This window comes from Aquabacterium sp. (assembly GCF_030652515.1).
In the GTDB taxonomy this organism is placed as follows: Bacteria; Pseudomonadota; Gammaproteobacteria; order Burkholderiales; family Burkholderiaceae_C; genus Aquabacterium.
Genome location: NZ_JAUSAR010000011.1, coordinates 1 through 21,570 on the forward strand (window position 1 = coordinate 1; position 21,570 = coordinate 21,570).

Below are 21,570 nucleotides of genomic sequence, written 5' to 3' on the forward strand. Positions count from 1 at the left end.
GCTGCGGAACTCGCTGGCCTACGGCCAGCTCAAACAGTCCTCGCCGACCCCTCGCTGCGCGAGGGGCAACCCGCCGTGGCCTGTGCGCCTCGCCGCCCCCGAAGTCGCCCCGCCCGCCTCCGCCTCATCCCTGATCGCCCCGCTGGTGGCGCAGCACGATTGCGGCCGTGGCAGCCCACCAGCGGGGCGAAAAAGGGCTGGGGCGGTCTCCGGCGGGGCGCCTGGCTTGGTGCTGAGAAGCGCAGTGCCGAGGTGGCGCGCGACAGCGCGCATCGTCATCTGCCTGGCCGTGGTTGTTTGAGTGCAGCGGCCAAAGGCCGCGAAACGAGTTCCACGGCCCCACCTCGGCACGAGCATCGCAAGGCAGTCCCGCTACCAGCGGGACCACCAAGCTGAAGCCCTGCCGGAGACCGCACCAGCCCGCGCCCCGCGCTACCAGATAAAGCGATCAACCCTCAGCGGACAAAGCCACTCAGAAAGAGTCGTCGAGGATGAGCAGCGCCTCATCGCGCCAATAGGCCGCCGCCGCAAAGAAGCCTTCCCACACGCAGCCATTGCAGCCACGCCCACAACAACTGGTGGGTTCGGGCGGAGGCGGGCGCAACTCAACCCCACGTGCCTGGGCCTGCGCTTGCAGGGCCGCAAACATGCGCTGGGCCGAAGCCAGATCGGTGAGCGGAAAGTCCATGAACGTCAACGTCAACTCAGGCACGAACCCCAAGGCGCCACAGCGAGGTCAGCTCGGCCTGGCGGGCCGCGTGCAAAGGGTCGTTGTCGTCGGTGGCCTTGGGATGGCGGGGCTTCACATCCAGGCGATCGATGACGGTGAGTCCAGCGCCATCCATGGTCGCCTGCAATTCGGCCCGCGAACGCAAGCCCAGGTGCTCGGCCAGGTCCGACATGATCAACCAGCCTTCGCCGCCGGGCTCCAGGTGCGCGGCCAGGCCGTTCAGGAAGCCCTTCAGCATGCGGCTGTCGGGGTCGTAAACCGCGTGCTCGATGGGCGAGCTGGGGCGGGCGGGCACCCACGGTGGATTGCAGACGATCAATGGGGCGCGGCCCTCGGGAAAGAGGTCTGCCTGCACGATGTCAACCTGGGCAGCCAAGCCCAACCGGTCGATGTTCTCGCGTGCGCAGGCCAGGGCGCGCGGGTCCTGGTCGGTTGCGATCACGCGGCTCACACCACGGCGGGCCAGCACAGCGGCGATCACGCCGGTGCCCGTGCCGATGTCGAAAGCCACGGATTTGTTGGCGGGCAGCGGGGCCTTGGCCAACAAGTCGATGTACTCGCCCCGCACCGGCGAGAACACGCCGTAGTGAGGGTGGATGCGGTCTTTCAGGAAAGGGATCTCGACCCCTTTCTTGCGCCACTCGTGCGCGCCGATCAGGCCCAACAGTTCGCGCAAAGAGACCACGCTGGCCTCGGTGCCGGGGCCATAGGCCTCTTCACACGCTTGCTGTGCATCGGGTGCGCGGCGCAGTGGGATCGCGTAGTCAGCGCCCAAGGGGATCAACACCGAAGCCAGAACGCGTGCGCGCTGGGCCTGGGCCTGGCGGTGCAGGTTGAAGGCCTCGGCAGGCGTGGATGAAGTCTTGCGCGTCTTGCGGTCAGCCCGGCGAGACAAGGCCTGCACCAGGTGGCGGGCGTTCTGGTAGTCGCCACGCCAGAGCAATCCGGTGCCTTCGCAGGCCAGCCGGTACGCGGTGTCGGCGCTCATGCGGTCATCGGCCAGCACCACGCGCTTGGGCGGGGGCGTGGCGCTTTCAGAGCGCCAGCGGGCGGATTGATCCTGCTCGGCCTCGGTCCAATGGACCAAGGGGAAAGGCGCTTCAAGCGCAGAAGGGGAAGGTGTGGTGAGGCTCATTGGGGCTTTCCCAATGAGTGTAAGTCAGGCGACTGCGCTGACGTCGTCGATCCGTCAGGCTTGCAGGTTGATCAGCGTGCCCATCATGTCTTGCTGGGTGCGCACGGTGTGCAGGTTGGCCTGGAAAGAATAGGTGGACGAGATCTGCTTGACGATGTCGGCGGCCAGGTCGTGCGCGATGGTTTGGGTTTGCTCGACGGTGGTGGCCACACCGCCATTGGGCAACTCGCGCTGGCTGACGACCTCGCGTTTGAAGTTCGCTGTTTGCCCGTTGGCAATGTTGTGGGCCGAGCTGTCCAGTTGCTGGAGGGCTGCGGTCATGCCGGATCGGCCGATCGATGAGACTGCGTTCATGGTGAACCTCAAGATCAATGACACAAGCTGTCAATGAAATGTAGGTCTTATCCGCAGACCGCGCTGACCGATAAGTGGCCAGGGCGGGAATTGTTCATGGCGGAGGCGCTTTGGGTGGCGCTTTGCACAGCACGGCCATCTGCGCCTTGTCGTTGGTGGGGGTGTTGAGGTTGCCGGTGATGCGGTCCCACAGGCGCACGGGGTAGAGCTGGTCGTTGGCCATGCGCTGGTAGTGGTGAGCCTGGCGCCGCACGTCGTAGCCATGCGGGCACAGGCGCTGGGCCTCGGCTTCCAACTGCGCGATGCTGGTGCCCGCCAGCTCGTAGGCCGCTTCACCGCTGCCCGTGGCCACAGGGGTGACCCGCACCGTGGCGCAGCCCAGCAGGGCAGCCAGGGGCAGGGCGACGGTCAGGGCTTTCAGGTGCAGGTGGTTCATCTCAGGATGGCGTGGATTCGGCGACGCGTTTGGCCAAGTGTGCCAGCGCGTCTTCTACCTGATCCACCAATATCAGGCACAGATCCCCCGGAGACAAACGGTGCAAGGCGGTGTCGATGGCCACGAACTCGCCGCGGATCTCGTCGATGTTGCGGGTGCGCTTGGCGTCTTTCAGGCCGTCGCGCAGCAAGGCCAGCACTTCGCCATCGACGCGGCCGCGCTGGCAGGCGTCCTGGAAGAGCAGCACGTCGTCGAAGGCGTCGCCCAGGATGGCGGTCTGCTCACGGATGTCGTCGTCGCGGCGGTCGCCAGCGCCGCTGATGACCACCGAGCGATGCTTGGCCGGGATGCCTTCCACGGCCGAGACCAGGGCGCGCATGGCGTCGGGGTTGTGGCCGTAGTCGGCGATCACGGTGGCGCCCTTGTAGTCCATCACGTTGAAGCGGCCGGGGGCGTTGTCGGCGTCGTTCACGAAGCTGGCCAGGCCGCTGCGCACGGCGTCCCAGTCCAGTCCCACGCCCCAGGCGGCCGCCACGGCGGCCAGCACGTTCTCGACCTGGAAGCCGATGGTGCCGTTGCGGGTGATGGGGATGTCGCGCAGCGGGATGCGCTCGCGCCAGGCGCCTTGCGCGGCCACGATCGAGTCGCCATCGACGAACACGGTGCGCTTGTTCTGCGCGCGGTGCGTGGCCATCACGGGGTGGTGGTGGCTTTGCGCGAAGAAGATGATTTCGCTCACGCACTTGCTGGCCATGGCCGACACATTGGGATCAACGGCGTTCAGCACGGCATAGCCCTTGGGCGAGACGTTCTGCACGATCACACGCTTGAGCACGGCCAGGTCTTCCACCGTGGTGATGTAGTTCAGGCCCAAATGGTCGCCCGAACCGATGTTGGTGACCACGGCGACCTGGCAGCGGTCAAAGCCCAGGCCTTCGCGCAGCACGCCGCCACGCGCGGTCTCGAACACAGCCGCGTCCACATCGGGGTGCATCAGCACATTGCGGGCGCTCTTGGGGCCGCTGCAATCGCCGCTGTCGATCTGGCGGCCTTCGACGTAGACGCCGTCGGTGTTGGTCATGCCCACGCGCAGGCCGGTGGCGGCCAGCAGGTGCGCGATCAGGCGTGCGGTGGTGGTCTTGCCATTGGTGCCGGTGACGGCCACGACCGGGATGCGGCCATCGTCGCCGGGGCCGAAGAGCTCGGCCACCATGGCCTCGCCCACTGGCCGGCCCTTGCCGAAGGAGGGCGTCAGGTGCATGCGCAGGCCGGGCGCGGCGTTCACTTCCACGATGCCGCCGTGCTGTTCTTCCAACGGCTTGAGCACGGTCTCGCAGACCACGTCAACACCGCAGATGTGCAGGCCGACCATCTGGGCGGCGGCCACGGCGCGGGCTGCTACTTCGGGGTGCACGTCGTCGGTCACATCGGTGGCGGTGCCGCCGGTGCTCAGGTTGGCGTTGTTGCGCAGGATGACGCGGCGGCCCTTGTCAGGCACCGAGTCGGGCTTGAGGCCTTGCACGCCCAGCCGCGCCACGGCGATCTCGTCGAAACGGATTTTGGTGAGCGAGGTGGCGTGGCCCTCGCCACGCTTGGGGTCCTGGTTGACGATGTCGACCAACTGGCGCACGGTGTGCTGACCATCGCCGATCACTTGCGGCGGGTCGCGCCGGGCAGCGGCCACCAGGCGGTCACCCACGACCAGCAGGCGGAAATCGTCGCCGGGCAGGTACTTCTCGACCATGACTTCGCCGTACTCGAAGGCGGCCTTGTAGGCGATGTCCAGGTGATCGCGGCTGACGATGTTGACCGTCACGCCCTTGCCCTGGTTGCCATCTTGCGGCTTGACCACCACGGGCAGGCCGATCTCCAGGGCCACGGCCCAGGCTTCGTCCAGCGACTGCACCGGGCGGCCCATGGGCACGGGCACCCCGGCGGCGTGCAGCAGCTTCTTGCTCAGGTCCTTGTCCTGCGCGATGGACTCGGCCACGGCGCTGGTGGAATCGACCTCGGCGGCCTGGATGCGGCGCTGGCGCGAGCCCCAGCCGAACTGCACCAGGCTGCCTTGCGTCAGGCGCCGCCACGGGATGCCACGCGCGATGGCGGCGTCCACGATGGCGCCGGTGCTGGGCCCCAGGCGCTCGCTCTCATCCAGCTCGCGCAATTGCGTGATGGCCGCGGCCACGTCGAACTCGGTGTTGTTCAGGGCGGCGTTGACCAAGGACTGGGCCAGCTCGAAGGCCAGGCGGCCCACGGCTTCTTCCGAGTACTCGACCACGGCCTGGTACACGCCGGGCTCCACCGTCACAGCGGTGCAGCTGAAGGTGACGGGGCAGCCAGCCTGGGCTTGCAGCGCCAGCGCGGCGGTTTCCAGCACATGAGCCAGCGACACCTTGGTGTTGGCCCCCCGGTGCTGCAATGCGCCGATGGTCGGGAACAGCGCACGCACACGCGCTTCGAAGCCCGGCAGGTTGACGATCGAGCGTTCGGCCTCGGTGCAGGCCACGATGGCCTCCATGGCGGTGTGTCGGCTCCAGAGGTTGGGACCCCTCAGTGCCCGGATGCGGGAAACGTCCATCAGCGTGTCTTCTTTCTTCTTGTGCTTTGCTTCTTCAGCGGGCGTAGGTGAAACCCAGCGTGGGCCGCGCTGGCGACAGATCAGCGTCGAAGGTTTCGATGCCCGCGGTGATCAGGTCGGGCTTGATGTCCAGCGCCCAGGCGGCGGCCACGGCGGCCAGCAGGGTGCTTGATGAGACGGGCGTGCCGCGACCTTGGCGCAAGGTCAGGTTGCTCAGCTCGCTCAGGGTGTTTTCAAAAGCGCCATTGGCCAGCACGACGATGCCCTGGCGCATGAAGACGGCGCGGCCACCTTCGGCTCGGTGGCTCACGATGGTGGCCAGCTGCGGGTCTTCGCCATACAGCACAGCCTGGCCGTCGCACAGCGAGGCCATGGCCGCGATGCGCTCGTCGTTCGCGTTGAGCACGGCCGAGCCTTCGGGCAAGACCACGTCCACCTGCGTGCGCATGACCTTGACGAGCTGGTCGGACTCGCTGATGTCGAACTCGGCCAGATCGGCCGCGCCTTCCAGGTCGGTGACCACGCCCACGTGACAGCGGTCATAAGGCAGGCCATCGCGCAGGATGGCGTGGGCGCCGCTTTCGAACACGGCGGCTTCCACCGACCGGTTCATCAGCAGGCGGTGGCCGGCCTCCCAATGGGCGGCGTCCTGTCGCTCAACCTGGCGGCGGTCCAGGAACAGGCCGTCCCGGCAGGCCAGGCCCACGTACTTGCCGCTCAAGTGGATCAGCCAGGTGATCAGGCGCGCCAAGGTGCTGGTGCCTTGCGAACCGGTGATGCCCACGATGGCGATGCGGCCGTCGTCGTCTTCCGGGAAGAGGTGATCGACGATGGCGCGGCCCACGGGGCGAGGCGAACCTTCGGCTGGTTTCAGGTGCATCAGCAGACCGGGCCCGGCGTTGACTTCAACGATGGCGCCGCCTTGCGATTTCAAAGGGCGGGAGATGTCTTGGGCGACCACGTCGACCCCCGCGATGTCCAGGCCCACCACCCGGGCGGCCAGGGCCACGGCGTGTTCCACCTCGGGGTGGACGTCGTCGGTGCAATCCAGGGCGACGTTGCCATTGCGCTGGATCAGCACCTGGCGGCCGGGATCGGGGATGGCGTCGATGCTGAGGTTCTGGCGCTGCAGGTCGAGCAGCACGGCCTCGTCTTCCAGGGGCTTGATGACGTTGAGCGGGAAGTCTTCGTTCAGGCCTCGGCGCGGGTCGGTGTTCAACTGTGCGTCGATCAACTGCATGACGGTGGAGCGGCCGTCGCCGGTCACCCAGGCGGCTTCGCCCCGGGCGGCGGCGACCACTTTGCCGCCCACCACCAGCAGGCGGTGCTCGTGGCCACGGATGAATTTCTCAACCAGCACCTCGCTGCCGTGCTTGTCGGCCACCTCGAAGGCGGCTTCGACCTCGGCCTGGGTCTTCAGGTCCAGGGCCACGCCCCGGCCATGGTTGCCGTCGCTGGGCTTGACCACCACGGGCAGGCCCATGTCTTGCGCGGCTTCCCAGGCGGCTGCTGGGCTGTCCACCACTTCGCCCTCGGGCACGGGCACGCCGCAGGCTTTGAGCAGGCCCTTGGTCAGGTCTTTGTCACCCGCGATGCCTTCGGCGATGGCGCTGGTCAGGTCGGTTTCGGCCGTCCAGATGCGGCGCTGGCGGGCACCATGGCCCAGCTGGACCAGGTTGCCTTCGTTGAGGCGGATGTGGGGAATGCGCCGGTCAGTGGCGGCGGAGACGATGCAGGCCGTGCTGGGGCCGAGGTAGCAGTCGTCCACCTGGTCGCGCACCTTGGCCACGGCGGCGGCCACGTCAAAAGGCTGTTCGTTGATGGCCGCCATCAGCAGGGCGTGCCCTTCGGCCAGGGCGGTGCGCGCCACGTGCTCATCGCGGGCGCGGAACACCATGCGGTAGACGCCGGTGGTTGAGGTGCTGCGCGTTTGCCCAAAACCCGTGGGCATGCCGGCCAGGTTCAGCAGTTCGATCACCACGTGTTCCAGCACGTGGCCAGCCCAGGTGCCTTCCTTCAGGCGCTCCAGGAAGCCGCCGCGCTCGCCGACACCGCAATGGTGTTCGATCAGGGCGGGCAATTGGGCCACCAGCCGATCATTGAACCCGGGCAGCAGGTTGGAGGGGTAATCTTCCAGCAAACCCAAGTCGAGCCAGACTTCCAGCACGGGGCGGTAGGTCCAGACATTGGGGCCGCGCAAATAGTTGATGCGCAGCAGTTTGATGTCGTCCATTCTTGTCATGTTCTTGTGCGTTCTGGCGACCGTTCAGGCGGTGCGCGACCCGGGATTGTGCTTGAGGCGGCTCAGCTTGCTTGGGTGAGCAGCACCCGCAAAGTGCCCTGATTCGGCGAGAATCCGCGATTGCGCTACGAAATCAAAATGCAACATCATCATCCTGTTGACGCTCGCGGGGCCCTGGCCAAACACGCTCAGGCAGGCCTGCAGGCCCAGCTTGCAAAAGAAGAGAACGTTTTAGCCACCCTGATGGTTGACCTGGACCCGCATCTGCGGTTTTCCCAGGGGGTGTTGGTGCTGACCGACCGCCGCCTGCTCTCCCAAGACGCCCCGGAGGGCGCCTGGCATGCCTGGTCTTTGGCCGACGGGCTGGCCTTGCGGCATGTTGACCACGCCGGGGTCGGCACCCTGGAATTGCACGATGCGCATCGGCGGCTGGCCCATTGGCACTTCACCATGGCCAGGGGGCCTTCCGCCCAGGGTTTCCAGACATTGTTCGATCGCCAGCAGGCGCTGCTGAAAGCGGGTGGCCTGCCAGCCCAGGACGACGATGCCTTGCCGCTGTGCCCCTCCTGCCTGGCCCCCCTGCCCACTGACAGCCCCGAATGCCCCGCCTGCGACCGCGGTGCTGACGATGAGCCCCCTTCAACCTGGGTACTGCTGCGCCTTTGGCGCTTCGCCCGTCCCTACCAGGGGCAACTGGCGCTGGGTTTCGGCCTGACCCTGGCCTCCACCGCCGCCACCCTGGTGCCGCCCTACCTCAGCATCCCGCTGATGGACAAGGTGCTGATTCCCTTCCAGAGCGGCCAGACCATCGACACCTGGTACGTGGCCGCCTTGCTGGGCGGTTTGCTGATCTCGGCCTTGCTGGCCTGGAGCCTGGGCTGGGCGCGCACCTACGTGCTGGCCCTGGTGTCCGAGCGCATCAGCGCCGACCTGCGCACCACCACCTTCGAGCACCTGCTGAACCTGTCGCTGGAGTATTTCGGCACCAAGCGCACCGGCGACCTGATGTCGCGCATCGGTTCGGAGACCGACCGCATCAGCGTTTTCCTGTCGCTGCACGCGCTCGATTTCGCCACCGACGTGCTGATGATCACCATGACGGCGATCATCCTGTTCTCGATCAACCCCTGGCTGGCCTTGGTGACTTTGCTGCCTCTGCCCTTCATCGCCTGGCTGATCCACCTGGTGCGCGACCGCCTGCGCACCGGCTTCGAGAAGATCGACCGCGTCTGGGGCGAGGTCACCAATGTGCTTGCCGACACCATCCCCGGCATCCGCGTGGTCAAGGCTTTTGCGCAAGAGCAGCGCGAGGCCAAGCGCTTCAAGGACGCCAACTGGCACAACCTGGAGATCAACGACAAGCTCAACAAGACCTGGTCGCTGTTCTCGCCCACGGTGTCGCTGATGACTGAGATCGGGCTGCTGGTGGTCTGGGCCTTCGGCATCTGGCTTGTCTCTCACCAGCAGATCACGGTGGGGGTGCTCACCGCCTTCATCGCCTACATCGGGCGCTTTTATGGCCGGCTGGATTCGATGAGCCGCATCGTGTCGGTCACGCAGAAAGCGGCGGCCGGCGCCAAGCGCATTTTCGACATCCTGGACCACGTCTCGAACGTGCCCGAGCCCACGCAGCCGGTGGCACTGCCCACGGTGCAAGGCCGATTGCAGATGGAAGGCATTGGCTTTCGCTACGGCAGCCGCGCCGTGATCCGCGATCTGAGCCTGGACATCCAACCCGGCGAGATGATCGGCCTGGTGGGCCACAGCGGCTCGGGCAAGAGCACCCTGGTGAATCTGATCTGCCGCTTCTACGACGTGAGCGAAGGCGTCATCCGCATCGATGGCACCGACATCCGCCGCGTGGGCGTGGCCGATTTCCGGCGCCACATCGGGCTGGTGCTGCAAGAGCCCTTCCTCTTCTTTGGCACCATCGCCGAGAACATCGCTTATGGCAAGCCCGAGGCCACGCGCGCCGAGATCGTGGCTGCCGCCCGCGCAGCGCATGCGCACGAGTTCATCCTGCGCCTGCCGCAAGGCTACGACTCCGGGGTGGGCGAGCGCGGCCAGGGCCTGTCGGGCGGCGAGCGCCAGCGCATCTCGATCGCGCGGGCTTTGCTGATCGACCCACGCATCCTGATCCTGGACGAGGCCACGTCCTCCGTGGACACCGAGACCGAGAAGGAGATCCAGAAGGCGCTGGACAACCTGGTGCAAGGCCGCACCACCATCGCCATCGCGCACCGCCTGTCCACCTTGCGCAAGGCCGACCGCCTGGTGGTGATGGACCGGGGCCGCGTGGTCGAGGTGGGCCCGCACGACGAGCTGATGGCCAAGCAGGGCGCCTACTGGCGTTTGTACGATGCCCAGGCGCGCAAGGAACAACAGACGGAGTTTCTGGCATGAGCAGCAGCGATGCATTGATGACGTTCACCCTGGCCCGCGATGCCTTTGGCCGCCTGGTCCTGACCGATGCGCAGGGTGTGCACCACGAGGGCGTCACGCCCGTGCGCGCTTTCCCGATCGCAGCGCCCGACGAGGGCGTGTCCCTGGTGGACACCCATGGCCACGAGCTGGCCTGGATCGCGCGCCTGAGCGCGCTGCCCGAGGCACCGCGCCAACTGCTGCAGGAGGAGTTGGCCCTTCGCGAGTTCACGCCGGTGATCGAGCGCCTGGAAGCGGTGTCCACCTTCGGCACGCCCAGCAGTTGGGCGGTGGCCACCGACCGTGGCCCGGCCATTTTTGTGCTCAAGAGCGAGGACGACATCCGCCGATTGGCGGGCGGCGCTTTGCTGATCACCAGCAGCCACGGCGTGCAATTCGCGGTGCGCGACCGGATGGCACTGGACGCGGCATCGCGGCGTTTGCTGGAGCGCTTTCTGTGAACTGAACGGGCGCCAGGGCTTTACACCTGGGGTGGGTCGGCGGTAAGCTGCTTAAAAATGCTGCAATGCAGCAATCAATGTTTGTCAGCGGAGCTTGCCCATGTTCACCCCAGCAGTGTTGAGGTTTGGCGCGGCGCTCATGGGCTTGTCCTTGAGCGCGGCCGTTCAGTCCCAGGTCCTGTCCCGCCTGCCTGCGTTGGGTTTGCAGCGAGATGCGGTCACCGTGTCGGGCCTGTCTTCAGGGGCCTACATGGCCGGGCAGTTCCAGGTGGCGTACTCGGCGTCCTTGTCTGGCGCGGCGGTGTTGGCAGGCGGGCCCTATGGTTGTTCACGCGGCAGCGTGTCGGCTGCCATGTTCAACTGCTCGTGCCCGGCCGATCAGAACTTTTTATTGAGTGCCCTGACGGCCATGGGCGCGGGTTGCCAGGTGTTCAACCCGGATGTGTACCTGGCGTTCAGCGAGAAGGCGGTGAAGGGCAATGCCAGTGCCATTGACGGCACCTTCCACTTGAAGAACCACCGCATCTGGCTGTTCTCGGGCGGCCAGGACCATGTGGTGGACGCCCAACTCGTGAAGGCGGCCGAAAAGTTCTACCAGCGTTTGGGCGTGCCTGCGGCGCAGGTGCACCACGAGGCCAACCCCGAGGCGGGGCATGGTTTTCCGAGCCCGCTGGCCACCCAGGCTTGCAGCCTGACCCACACCCCTTTCCTGACGCAATGCAATGTGGACGCCGCGGGCGAGTTGCTGAAGTGGCTGTACCCCAGCACGCCCGCGATGCAAGCCGGCACGGCCGAGGCAGGCGCCTTGAAGCAATTCAATCAGGCCACCTACGATGACCCCACCGTGTTCAGCAGCCTGGACAGCACCGGTTGGGCGTATGTGCCCAAGGCCTGCGAACAGCCGGGTGCCCGGTGCCGTTTGCACGTGGCTTTCCATGGGTGCGAGCAAGGGCAGAACTTTGTGCAGGATGGCAAAAAGTTCGGCCTGCAGTTCGTGAAGGACGCGGGCTACAACCGCTGGGCCGAGGCCGGTCGCATCGTGGTGCTCTACCCGCAGGTCAAGCCCAGCGACAAGGGCAACTTCTTCAGCCCCTACCAGTTCAACCCCAAAGGGTGCTGGGACTTCTGGGGCTACACCGAGAAGTTCGCAGCCTTGAACCCGGGGGCGCCGAACTTTGCCAGGCAGTCGGCGCCGCAGATGAAAGCGGTGAAGGCGATGATGGATGATTTGCTGAAGGGCGCACAGTGAGCAGGATTGTCACGCGCGAACCCCTCTTGTCACCAGGAATCCTGTTCAAACTTCATGCAACGCCGCACATTCAATCAGTTTGAATCATGCATGGAAAAGCAGTTGGCCCAATGACACTCGCAGTAACAGGCGCATGAGCGTGCAGTCCCATGCCATGGCTCAGCAGCTTGCTCCCGAAGAGCCTCTGCTCGGGAACAAGATCGCCACCTTCTTCCTGACCTCGCTGCCTGAGCAGCGAACCCGCATCGTGCGCTCGCTTTGGTCGGCGTTGGTGGTGGTCATGTGCGTGGGCTTGATCGCCTATGCGATCCACACCGACCTGATGGAACCCGTTGAGGGGTGGGCCTTGTCGTGCGCCATGATCGCCTCGAACCTGGCCTTTTATATGGCCTTGCGCACTGGTTTCAACCTGCGCTTTGCCGATCCGGCATTGACCCTGCCCCAGGTGCTGGCGGCCTTGACCTGGATTGCGGGCTGCTATGGCGCCACCAGCGAAGCGCATGGGGGCCTGCTCATGTTCGTGGCCTTGGTGCTGGTGTTTGGTGCCTTCAACCTGTCACCACGGCGTGCGCGCATCACCAGCTTGTATGCCGTTGTGGTCATGGGGATGGTGATGGCCATCAAGAGTTTGCATGACCCCTTGCGCTACCAGCCTCGCGTCGAGTGGGCGTACTTCATTTTCCTGGTGACGATGGTGCCGACCGTGGCGGTCCTGGCGGCGCACCTGCACAAGATGCGCCAGCACCTCCGAGGGCAAACGGCCGACCTGGTCTCGGCGTTGGCGCGCATTCAGGACATGGCGGCGCGTGATCCGCTGACGGGTCTGATCAATCGCCGCAAGATGCTCGATGTCCTGGCGCAGCATGCCGCCTTGAGTCAGCGGGAGGTGTTGGCCTTCTCGCTGGCCTACATCGATCTGGACCACTTCAAGCAGGTGAATGACAGCTGGGGCCACCGCGTGGGTGATGAGGTGCTGCGGGGTTTTGCCGACGAGGCCCAGCGCTTGCTGCGCGAAACCGACGTGATGGCGCGTTGGGGCGGCGAAGAGTTCCTGGTGTTGTTGCCTGACCTTCCGCCGGGCAGCCCGATCATCGCGGTCGAGCGCATGCGTTCGGTTCTGGCCGGGATGGGTCTCAGTGCGAGCGCTCCGGCATTGCGCATGACGTTTTCAGCGGGCATCGCCGTTCATCGCTTGGGCGAGACGATGGATGAAACGATTGAACGCGCGGACAAGGCGCTTTACCAGGCCAAGGCCTCGGGGCGCAATCAGATCGTGGTGGCGAGTGCCTGAGGTTCAGTCAAGCACCCATCAATTCAATCGCCACCGCCGTGGCCTCGCCGCCCCCAATGCACAGCGCAGCCACCCCGCGCTGCCCCCCGCTTTGCCGCAAGGCGTGCAGCAGCGTGACGATGATGCGGGCGCCCGTGGCCCCGATGGGGTGGCCCATGGCGCAGGCGCCGCCGCGCACATTCACCCTCTCGTTGTCCAGGCCCAGTTCGCGCACAGCGATCATGGGCACGAGCGCGAAAGCTTCGTTGATCTCGAACAGGTCCACTTGCTCGACGGTCCAGCCTGCGCGTGGCATCAGCTTGGTGATGGCGCCCACGGGGGCGCTGGCAAAGTCGCCGGGTTCGGCCGCGTGGGTGCTGTGGGCGATGAGCCTGGCCAGCGGCGTCCAGCCCTGCGTTCTGGCCGTGCTTTCGCGGCACAGCACCAGTGAAGCGGCGCCGTCCGAGATCGAGGCGGAGCTGGCTGGTGTCACCGTGCCGCCTTCGTCCACGCTGCGGAAGGCGGGCTTGAGCCGCGCGATCTTGTCGGGCTGGCACTGGCCTGGCGTTTCGTCCGTGTCCACCAGGCGGCCTGTTGTGCCCTTGACGCCTGGCACTTGAACGGGGCAGATCTCGGCGGCGAACAGGCCGCTGGCCACGGCAGCCTGCGCGCGCTGCACCGACCTCAGTGCGTAGCCATCCTGGCTGTTGCGGTCAAAGCCCAGGCTTTGTGCCATGCGATCGGCGTGTGCGCCCATCAGCTGTCCGTCGTAGGCGTCTTGCAAGCCATCGAAGAACATGTGGTCGATCATCTGGCCATGCCCCAGCCGCTGGCCTGATCGGGCAGAGGGCAGCAAGTAAGGCGCGTTGCTCATTGACTCCATGCCCCCGGCCACGATCACGTCGGCCATGCCCGCGCGCAACTGGTCGTGGGCCAGCATCACCGTCTTCATCCCGGAGCCGCACATCTTGGTCAGCGTGGTGGCGGGCACGCTGACCGGCAAGCCAGCCGCGCGCAAGGCCTGCCGTGCCGGTGCCTGGCCCACGCCGGCCATCAGGCAGCAGCCCATCATCACCTCGTCCACCTGCTCGCCGGGCACGCCTGCCTCGGCCAGGGCAGCCGCGATGGCCGCACCGCCCAGGGCTGGGCCGCTCAACGATGACAAGGCACCTTGGAAGCCGCCGATCGGCGTGCGCCGGGCGGACAGGATCACGATGGGGTCGAGCGCGTTCGTCATCTCACCCCCTCAGGCCGTCTCGGCAAACAGCTCGCGCCCGATCAGCATGCGCCTGATCTCCGACGTGCCCGCACCGATCTCGTACAGCTTGGCATCGCGCCACAACCGCCCCAGAGGGTAGTCGTTGATGTAGCCGTTGCCGCCAAAAATCTGGATGCCTTCGCCCGCCATCCAGGTGGCCTTCTCGGCGCACCACAGGATCAGCGAGGCGCAGTCCTTGCGCACCTGGCGCGCATGGTCCGGCCCCAATGCATCGAGGTTCTTGGCCACGGTGTAGGCGAAGGATCGGCCCGCCTGCAAGGTGGTGTACAGGTCGGCCACCTTGCCCTGGATCAACTGGAACTCGCCGATGGCCTGGCCGAACTGGTGGCGCTCGTGGATGTAGGGCACCACGTTGTCCATCACCGCCTGCATGATGCCCAGCGGCCCGCCCGACAGCACGGCGCGCTCGTAGTCCAGCCCGCTCATCAGCACCTTCACGCCGCCATTGACCTGGCCCAGCACGTTCTCGACCGGCACACTCACGTTGTCGAACACCAACTCGCCAGTGTTGGAGCCGCGCATGCCCAGCTTGTCCAGCTTCTGCGCGATGCTGAAACCGGCCATGCCTTTTTCGATGATGAAGGCGGTGATGCCCTGTGCATTTCGCTCGGGCTCGGTCTTGGCATAGACGACGAGGGTGTGGGCATCGGGGCCGTTGGTGATCCACATCTTGGTGCCGTTGAGCACGTAGTGGTCGCCCTTGAGTTCGGCGCGCAGTTTCATGCTGACCACGTCGGAGCCTGCGCCCGGCTCGCTCATGGCCAGCGCACCAATGTGTTCGCCCGTGATCAGCTTGGGCAGGTACTTGCGCTTTTGCAGGTCGGTGCCGGTGCGGTGGATCTGGTTGACGCACAGGTTGGAGTGCGCACCGTAGCTCAGGGCCACCGAGGCCGAGGCGCGGCTGATCTCTTCCATGGCCACCATGTGGGCCAGGTAGCCCATGTTGGCGCCACCGTATTCTTCGGCGGCGGTGATGCCCAGCACGCCCAGTTCGCCCAGCTTGCGCCACAGGTCCATGGGGAACTGGTCTTCGCGGTCGATGGCGGCTGCGCGTGGTGCGATCTCGGTTTGCGCGAAGTGGCGCACCGCGTCGCGCAGCGCGTTGATGTCGTCACCAAGCTGGTGGTTGAGTCCGGGCAGGTCGTGCATGAGGTGTCTCCTCGGTGGGGATGGTGGGGGCTTGCTCAGGCCGCGGTCTGGGCCGCTTGGGTTGACGCTGATCTTTTGGCCAGCAGGGCGTTGCTCACGCGCGAGACTGGCTTGCGGCCCAGCACGTTGGAGATGAAGGCGCCAGCGTCGACCAGCAGGTCCAGGTCCAGGCCGGTGCGGATGCCCAGGCCGTGCAGCAGGTAGACCACGTCTTCGGTGGCCACGTTGCCGGTGGCACCCTTGGCGTAGGGGCAGCCGCCCAGCCCCGCGATGCTGCTGTCAAAGGTGTGGATGCCCAACTGCAGGCAGGCGTGGATGTTGGTCAGGGCCTGGCCGTAGGTGTCGTGGAAGTGGCCGCTCAGCTCGGCGATGGGTACTCGCTTGAGGGCCAGCTCCATCACCTCGGTGACACGGCCTGCCGTGCCCACGCCAATGGTGTCGGCGATGCCGATGTGGTCGGCGCCGATGTCCAGCAGGCGTTGCACCACCTCATCGACCTGGTCGAGGCTGACCTCGCCCTGGTAGGGGCAGCCCAACGCGCAAGACACGGCAGAGCGCACCTTCATGCCGTTCGCATGCGCGGCCTCGACCACCGGCCGGAAGCGTTCGATGGATTCCGCGATGGAGCAGTTGATGTTGCGCTGGCTGAAGGCCTCGCTGGCCGCTGCGAAGATCACGACCTCGTTCGCTTTCGCCGCCAAAGCGCCCTCAAAGCCCTTCATGTTGGGCGTGAGCACCGAGTAGCGCACACCGGCCAGGCGCTGGATGCCGGCCATGACCAGGGCGTTGTCGCCCATCTGCGGCACCCACTTGGGGCTGACGAAGCTGGTGACTTCGATCTGGCTCAAACCTGCTTGCTGCAGTTTGTGCACGAGCTCGATCTTGTCGGTGGCGCTGACGGCTTGGGTTTCGTTCTGCAGGCCATCGCGCGGGCCGACTTCAACGAGGGTGACGTGTTGAGGGAGCATGGCTGTTTTCATTTCAAGGTTCTTCGGCCAGGCGCAGCAGCTCGGCGCCTTCGGGCACCTGGTCGCCCGCGGCGCACAGCAGTTCGGAGACCACGCCGTCGCGCGGCGCGGTCATGGTGTGTTCCATTTTCATGGCTTCGGTGACGGCCAGCGCGTCACCCAGCTTGACGGTGTCGCCCACTTTCACCAACAGGGCCACGACTCGGCCGGGCATGAGGGCCGTGAGGCGTCCGCTTGCATGTGTGTTGCTCGCCTGCGCCAGCGGATCGATGAGGCTGAGCAAGGCGTGGCCTGACGGGGCGAAGACTTCGAAGTGATCGCGGTGACGGTAGACGGCCATGGTCAGGCGTTGTCCGGCCAGGGTGATGTCGAAGCGGTCCTGGCCCAATGCCTTGGCCTCAAACACGGCGGTTTGTTCGTCGCATTGAAGCTGGTGAGGTTGGCCATGTTGGCAGACCAACGAGGCGTGGAGGACCTTGCCGTCCAGGTTCAAGGCGAGCGGTCGGCGTGTGCCGCCATGCAATCGCCAGCCATCGCGTTGTGACCAGGGGTCGGCGGTGACCGTGCGGCCTTCATCGTTCAACAGGCGGGCTGCGACACCGGCCACGGCCAGCAGCGGGTCCAGCGGTGCTGGTGAAAACAGCGCATCGTGCTCGCGCTCGATCAGGGCCGTGTCCAGGTCGGCCTGCTGGAAGGATGGCGTGCGGATGATGCGCCGCACGAAAGCCACGTTGGTGTGCAGCCCTGCGATGTGCAGATCGCCCAAGGCCGTGTCCAGGCGGTCCAAGGCCTGCTCTCGCGTCGGGCCCCACACGATGAGCTTGGCGATCATCGAATCGTAGTGGGGCGAGATCTCGTCGCCTTCTCGCACGCCGCTGTCCACGCGCACTGGGCTGACGCTGAAGTTGGACGAGGCGGGTAGCCGGTAGGTGCTCAGGCGGCCCGTGGCAGGCAAAAACTGCTGCAAGGGGTTCTCGGCGCAGATGCGGGCCTCGATCGCGTGGCCCTGGATGGCGAGTTGATCTTGCGTGAGTGGCAGGGGTTCGCCAGAGGCTATGCGCAATTGCCATTCCACCAGGTCCAGGCCGGTGATGGCCTCGGTCACCGGGTGCTCGACCTGCAGGCGCGTGTTCATCTCCATGAAGTAGAAGTTCTTGACCCCTGTGGGGCCGGACCCATCCTGCTCGACGATGAACTCCACGGTCCCGGCACCCACATAGCCCACGCTACGCGCGGCAGCGATGGCAGCGGCGCCCATCTCGGCGCGGCGCTCGGCGCTCATGCCGGGCGCGGGGGCTTCTTCCAACACTTTCTGGTGGCGGCGCTGCACCGAGCAATCGCGCTCGAACAGGTGGACGTAGTGGCCGTGGCTGTCGCCGAACACCTGGATCTCGATGTGGCGAGGCCGCGTGACATAACGTTCGACCAGAACGCGGTCATCGCCAAAACTGGCGGTGGCTTCGCGCTGGCAAGAGGCGAGGGCGGCCGCGAAATCTTCGCTGCGCTGCACGGCTCGCATGCCTTTGCCGCCGCCGCCTGCGCTGGCCTTGATCAACACCGGGTAGCCGATGAAATCGGCCTCGGCCTGCAGGAAGGCGCTTTCCTGGCAATCGCCGTGGTAGCCGGGCACCAGGGGCACACCCGCGCTTTCCATCAAGGCTTTGGCGGCGGACTTGCTGCCCATGGCGGCGATGCTGGAGGCAGGGGGGCCGATGAACACCAGTCCCGCATCGGCACAAGCTTGCGCGAAGCCCGCGTTCTCGCTCAGGAATCCATAGCCCGGGTGAATGGCTTGCGCGCCCGTGGCTTGCGCGGCGGCCAGGATGCGCTCGCCCAGTAGGTAACTTTCGCGGGGAGAGGCCGGGCCGATGCGCACGGCTTCATCGCAGGCGTGCACATGGGCGGCGTCGGCGTCCGCATCCGAGTAAACGGCCACCGTGCGCACGCCCAGGCGCCGTGCGGTGGCGGCGATGCGGCAGGCGATTTCTCCGCGGTTGGCGATGAGGATCTTATTGAACATGGTGGCTCCGCGGAGAAATCGACTGCTGCCCGCTTCGCGTGCCCATGCGATTTGGCTTCGCCGCAAGGCCTTCGGCCTTGTCGCCCCGGTTGGCGATGAGGATTTTCTTGAACATCATTGGGGCTTGCCTTGCCACGGTGGGGTGGTCTTGTGCAGGAAAGCGTTCACCCCGGCCTTGCCTTCGTCACTGGCCCGGATGTCGGCGATGGTGCGCGCGGTCTGGTCGCGCAGGCTGGATGAGAGCGGCACGCCGGCGGTGTCCCTGATGAGGCGCTTGCTGGCCCGGACCGCGTGCGGCCCATTGGCGACGATGGCGTGGATCAAGCCATCGACCACCGTGTCCAGCGCATCGACCGCGCACACTTCCTGCACCAGGCCCAGAGCCTGGGCACGTTGCGCGTTCATGCGTTCGGCGGTCACGAAGTAGCGGTGCGCTGAGCGCTCACCAATGGCGCGGATCACGTAGGGGGCGATGGTGGCCGGGATCAATCCCAGCTTGACCTCGGACAGGCAAAAGCCCGCACTGTCGACCGCCACGGCCATGTCGCAGGCCGCGACCAGGCCCACACCGCCGCCGTAGCAATCGCCCTGCACGCGCGCGATCACCGGCACCGGGCAGTTGGCGATGGCCCAGAGCATGCCGGCCAGGTGCGAGGCATCGGCATGGTTCTCGGCCCAGGAGTAGTCGGCCATGGCGCGCATCCAGTTCAGGTCGCCACCGGCGCTGAAGGCCTTGCCGTGGGCGCCCAGAACAATGGCGCGCACATTCGGATCCTGGCCGATCGATTGAAAGGCGTGGGTCAGCTCCTGGATGGTCTCATCGTTGAAGGCGTTGCGGATGTCGGGCCGGTTGAGCCAGACCTGGGCCACGTGGCCGTGGCGTTGGATGTCGAGTGTGGGCAGGTTCATGGGGTGCTCCTTGGGCTCACATGCGGAACACGCCAAAGCGCGTTTCGCCAATCGGCGCGTTCAGGCTGGCACTCAGGCCCAGGGACAGCACGCGCCGTGTGTCCGCCGGGCGGATCACGCCATCGTCCCACAGGCGGGCCGAGGCGTAATAGGGATGACCTTGTTGCTCGTATTGCTCGCGGATGGGGGCCTTGAAGGCGGCTTCCTCGTCCGCGCTCCACTGGCCGCCCTTGCCCTCGATGCCGTCACGTTTGACCGTGGCCAGCACGCTGGCGGCCTGCTCGCCCCCCATCACGCTGATGCGCGCGTTGGGCCACATCCATAAAAAACGCGGGCTGTAGGCGCGGCCGCACATGCCGTAGTTGCCTGCGCCGAACGAGCCACCAATGATCACGGTGAACTTCGGCACGGCGGCGCAAGCCACGGCGGTCACCATCTTGGCGCCCGCGCGGGCAATGCCTTCGTTCTCGTACTTGCGGCCGACCATGAAGCCGGTGATGTTCTGCAGGAACACCAGCGGGATCTTGCGCTGGCAGCACAGCTCGATGAAGTGCGCGCCCTTGTTGGCGCTTTCAGAAAACAAGATGCCGTTGTTGGCCACGATGCCCACCGGCATGCCGTCGATGTGGGCAAAGCCGGTGACCAGGGTATTGCCATAGCGCGGTTTGAACTCGTCGAACTCGGAATCGTCCACGATCCGGGCGATGACCTCGCGCACATCGAAGGGCTTGCGCGTGTCGGTGGGGATGATGCCGTTGAGCTCGTCGATGTCAAAGCGTGGTGGCCGCGATTCAAGGCAGGCCATCGACGGTGCCTTGCGCCAGTTGAACTGAGCCACGCTGCGGCGGGCCAGGGCCAGTGCGTGGGCATCGTCATTGGCCAGTTGGTCGGCCACGCCCGACAGGCGCGTGTGCACATCACCGCCCCCCAGGTCTTCCACGCTCACGACCTCGCCGGTGGCGGCCTTCACCAAGGGGGGGCCACCCAGGAAGATCGTGCCCTGGTTTTTGACGATGATGGCCTCGTCGCTCATGGCGGGCACGTAGGCGCCGCCTGCGGTGCACGAGCCCATCACCACGGCGATCTGCGGGATGCCTTGGGCACTCATGTTCGCCTGGTTGAAGAAGATGCGGCCGAAGTGGTCGCGGTCAGGGAAGACCTCGTCCTGATTGGGCAGGTTGGCGCCGCCGCTGTCGACCAGGTAGATGCAGGGCAGGCGGTTTTGCTGCGCGATCTCTTGCGCGCGCAGGTGCTTCTTGACCGAGATCGGGTAGTAGGTGCCGCCTTTGACGGTGGCGTCGTTGCACACGATCACGCACTCCACGCCAGAGACGCGGCCGATGCCCGCGATCACGCCCGCGCAGGGTGCGTCGTTGTTGTGCATGTTCAGGGCGGCCAGTGGGGCGATCTCCAGGAAGGGCGTGCCTGGGTCCAGCAAGAGGTCAACCCGGTCGCGGGGCAGCAGCTTGCCGCGTGCCACATGCTTGGCGCGCGGGCCCTCGCCGCCGCCCAGCGCGATGCGGGCCAGTTGCGCGTCCAGGTCGTCGATCAAGGCTTGCATGGCGTGCGCATTGGCCTTGAACTCGTCCGACCGAGGGCTGATGAGGGATTCAAAAGGCATGGTTCATTTCCTCGCGCGCTTCTTGGGCGCGCGTTGGCTGTCCAGTTGTTTCAAGGCCGCGCCCACTTCGTCGCGAAAGCGCGCCAGGGCATCCAGTGAGGCATCGCGCGGCATCAGAGCGCTCCAGATCAGGCCTGTCAGTTGCTCGGCCGTCTCGTCGATCGGTGGGCGCTTGTGCGAGGTGATCGAATCCCACAGCACGTGTTCCATCGAGCCATACACCAGGTCGCGCATCAGGCGCAGGGGCATGTCCTGCCGCACTTCGCCATCGGCCACGGCCTGCGCCAGGCAATCCATCAGCGGTGCGGTGTAGCGGCGTTTGCAGTCGGTGATGACCTCGGCCAACTCGGGCGCGCTGGTGCGGCCTTCGCCCAGCACCAGGGCGCACATGCCCGAGCCATCGGCCAGCAGGGTGAACAGGTGCTGCCTGACCACGTGGCTGAGCTTGGCATGCACGCCGAGCAGGCGCGGCACCTCGCTTTCCAGTTCGGTGCTGATCTCGTCGTACCAGTCCTTGATGACCTGGATGCACAACTCGCGCTTGCCCGGAAAGTAGGTGAAGACGGTGGCCTCGGACACGCCCGCGGCCTCGGCGATCTGGGCGGTGGTGGCGCGGTGAAAGCCCTGTTCGGAGAACACCCGGCGTGCAGCCGCCAGCAACTCCGTGACCCGGAGCTGGGACTTCACACGACGGGGGGCCACGCGTTGCAGTGCTGACATGATCTGTAAGTTGAGTGCGACTCAATTA

Annotated in this window: 17 protein-coding genes and 1 pseudogene; 5 read left to right on the forward strand and 13 right to left on the reverse strand. The window is 66.0% G+C overall.

What is annotated here, in order from left to right; all coding sequences use genetic code 11:
- Positions 1–301, forward strand: a pseudogene (locus tag Q7V20_RS02305) (hypothetical protein); the annotation flags it as partial.
- Positions 302–472: 171 nt separating this feature from the next.
- On the opposite strand, the gene Q7V20_RS02310 reads toward Q7V20_RS02305, so the two are convergent.
- From Q7V20_RS02310 to cphA (Q7V20_RS02335), 6 genes are all read right to left on the reverse strand, one after another.
- A complete protein-coding gene (locus Q7V20_RS02310; RefSeq protein WP_230178667.1) occupies positions 473–688 on the reverse strand; it encodes an oxidoreductase-like domain-containing protein in 216 nt (71 codons plus the stop codon).
- A 16-nt stretch (positions 689–704) separates the two neighbouring features.
- Complete coding sequence (locus Q7V20_RS02315) at positions 705–1,865, reverse strand: class I SAM-dependent methyltransferase (protein WP_304786760.1); 1,161 nt, start codon at positions 1,863–1,865, stop codon at positions 705–707.
- Positions 1,866–1,919: 54 nt separating this feature from the next.
- On the reverse strand, positions 1,920–2,219 hold the full coding sequence (locus Q7V20_RS02320; RefSeq protein WP_304786762.1) for a flagellar basal body rod protein: 300 nt from the start codon (positions 2,217–2,219) through the stop codon (positions 1,920–1,922).
- 94 nt (positions 2,220–2,313) lie between these two features.
- On the reverse strand, positions 2,314–2,655 hold the full coding sequence (locus Q7V20_RS02325; protein WP_304786764.1) for a hypothetical protein: 342 nt from the start codon (positions 2,653–2,655) through the stop codon (positions 2,314–2,316).
- 1 nt (position 2,656) lies between these two features.
- Positions 2,657–5,233, reverse strand: coding sequence for a cyanophycin synthetase (gene cphA, locus Q7V20_RS02330; protein WP_304786766.1), 2,577 nt, complete (start codon positions 5,231–5,233; stop codon positions 2,657–2,659).
- A gap of 34 nt (positions 5,234–5,267) precedes the next feature.
- The gene (gene cphA, locus Q7V20_RS02335; protein WP_304786768.1) at positions 5,268–7,475 is read right to left on the reverse strand and encodes a cyanophycin synthetase; all 2,208 of its coding nucleotides are present in this window, start codon (positions 7,473–7,475) and stop codon (positions 5,268–5,270) included.
- A 138-nt stretch (positions 7,476–7,613) separates the two neighbouring features.
- Here cphA (Q7V20_RS02335) and Q7V20_RS02340 point away from each other — a divergent pair, with 138 nt between their 5' ends.
- The 4 genes from Q7V20_RS02340 to Q7V20_RS02355 all read left to right on the forward strand — a co-directional run bounded on the left by Q7V20_RS02340 (position 7,614) and on the right by Q7V20_RS02355 (position 12,897).
- Positions 7,614–9,878: an ABC transporter ATP-binding protein gene (locus Q7V20_RS02340; protein WP_304786770.1), complete on the forward strand. Its 2,265-nt coding sequence runs from the start codon at positions 7,614–7,616 to the stop codon at positions 9,876–9,878.
- Positions 9,875–10,357: a DUF1854 domain-containing protein gene (locus Q7V20_RS02345; protein ID WP_304786772.1), complete on the forward strand. Its 483-nt coding sequence runs from the start codon at positions 9,875–9,877 to the stop codon at positions 10,355–10,357. The genes Q7V20_RS02340 and Q7V20_RS02345 overlap by 4 nt, the downstream gene beginning before the upstream one ends.
- A gap of 100 nt (positions 10,358–10,457) precedes the next feature.
- Positions 10,458–11,606: a poly(3-hydroxybutyrate) depolymerase gene (locus Q7V20_RS02350; RefSeq protein WP_304786774.1), complete on the forward strand. Its 1,149-nt coding sequence runs from the start codon at positions 10,458–10,460 to the stop codon at positions 11,604–11,606.
- A gap of 133 nt (positions 11,607–11,739) precedes the next feature.
- The gene (locus tag Q7V20_RS02355) at positions 11,740–12,897 is read left to right on the forward strand and encodes a GGDEF domain-containing protein (RefSeq protein WP_304786776.1); all 1,158 of its coding nucleotides are present in this window, start codon (positions 11,740–11,742) and stop codon (positions 12,895–12,897) included.
- Positions 12,898–12,904: 7 nt separating this feature from the next.
- Here Q7V20_RS02355 and Q7V20_RS02360 read toward each other — a convergent pair whose 3' ends face one another.
- The 7 genes from Q7V20_RS02360 to Q7V20_RS02390 form a co-directional block, all read right to left on the reverse strand.
- On the reverse strand, positions 12,905–14,113 hold the full coding sequence (locus Q7V20_RS02360) for an acetyl-CoA C-acyltransferase (RefSeq protein WP_304786778.1): 1,209 nt from the start codon (positions 14,111–14,113) through the stop codon (positions 12,905–12,907).
- Positions 14,114–14,122: 9 nt separating this feature from the next.
- On the reverse strand, positions 14,123–15,304 hold the full coding sequence (locus tag Q7V20_RS02365; protein WP_304786780.1) for an isovaleryl-CoA dehydrogenase: 1,182 nt from the start codon (positions 15,302–15,304) through the stop codon (positions 14,123–14,125).
- A gap of 35 nt (positions 15,305–15,339) precedes the next feature.
- The gene (locus Q7V20_RS02370; RefSeq protein WP_304786782.1) at positions 15,340–16,272 is read right to left on the reverse strand and encodes a hydroxymethylglutaryl-CoA lyase; all 933 of its coding nucleotides are present in this window, start codon (positions 16,270–16,272) and stop codon (positions 15,340–15,342) included.
- Positions 16,273–16,285: 13 nt separating this feature from the next.
- Entirely contained in the window at positions 16,286–18,292 is a 2,007-nt protein-coding gene (locus Q7V20_RS02375) for an acetyl/propionyl/methylcrotonyl-CoA carboxylase subunit alpha (RefSeq protein ID WP_304786784.1), read from the reverse strand.
- Positions 18,293–18,406: 114 nt separating this feature from the next.
- On the reverse strand, positions 18,407–19,201 hold the full coding sequence (locus Q7V20_RS02380) for an enoyl-CoA hydratase/isomerase family protein (RefSeq protein WP_304786786.1): 795 nt from the start codon (positions 19,199–19,201) through the stop codon (positions 18,407–18,409).
- Between the two features lie 16 nt (positions 19,202–19,217).
- The gene (locus tag Q7V20_RS02385; RefSeq protein WP_304786788.1) at positions 19,218–20,822 is read right to left on the reverse strand and encodes a carboxyl transferase domain-containing protein; all 1,605 of its coding nucleotides are present in this window, start codon (positions 20,820–20,822) and stop codon (positions 19,218–19,220) included.
- 3 nt (positions 20,823–20,825) lie between these two features.
- Positions 20,826–21,542 carry a TetR/AcrR family transcriptional regulator gene (locus tag Q7V20_RS02390; protein WP_304786790.1) on the reverse strand — a complete coding sequence of 239 codons (717 nt, stop codon included), beginning with the start codon at positions 21,540–21,542 and terminating at the stop codon, positions 20,826–20,828.
- Positions 21,543–21,570 lie beyond the last annotated feature (28 nt).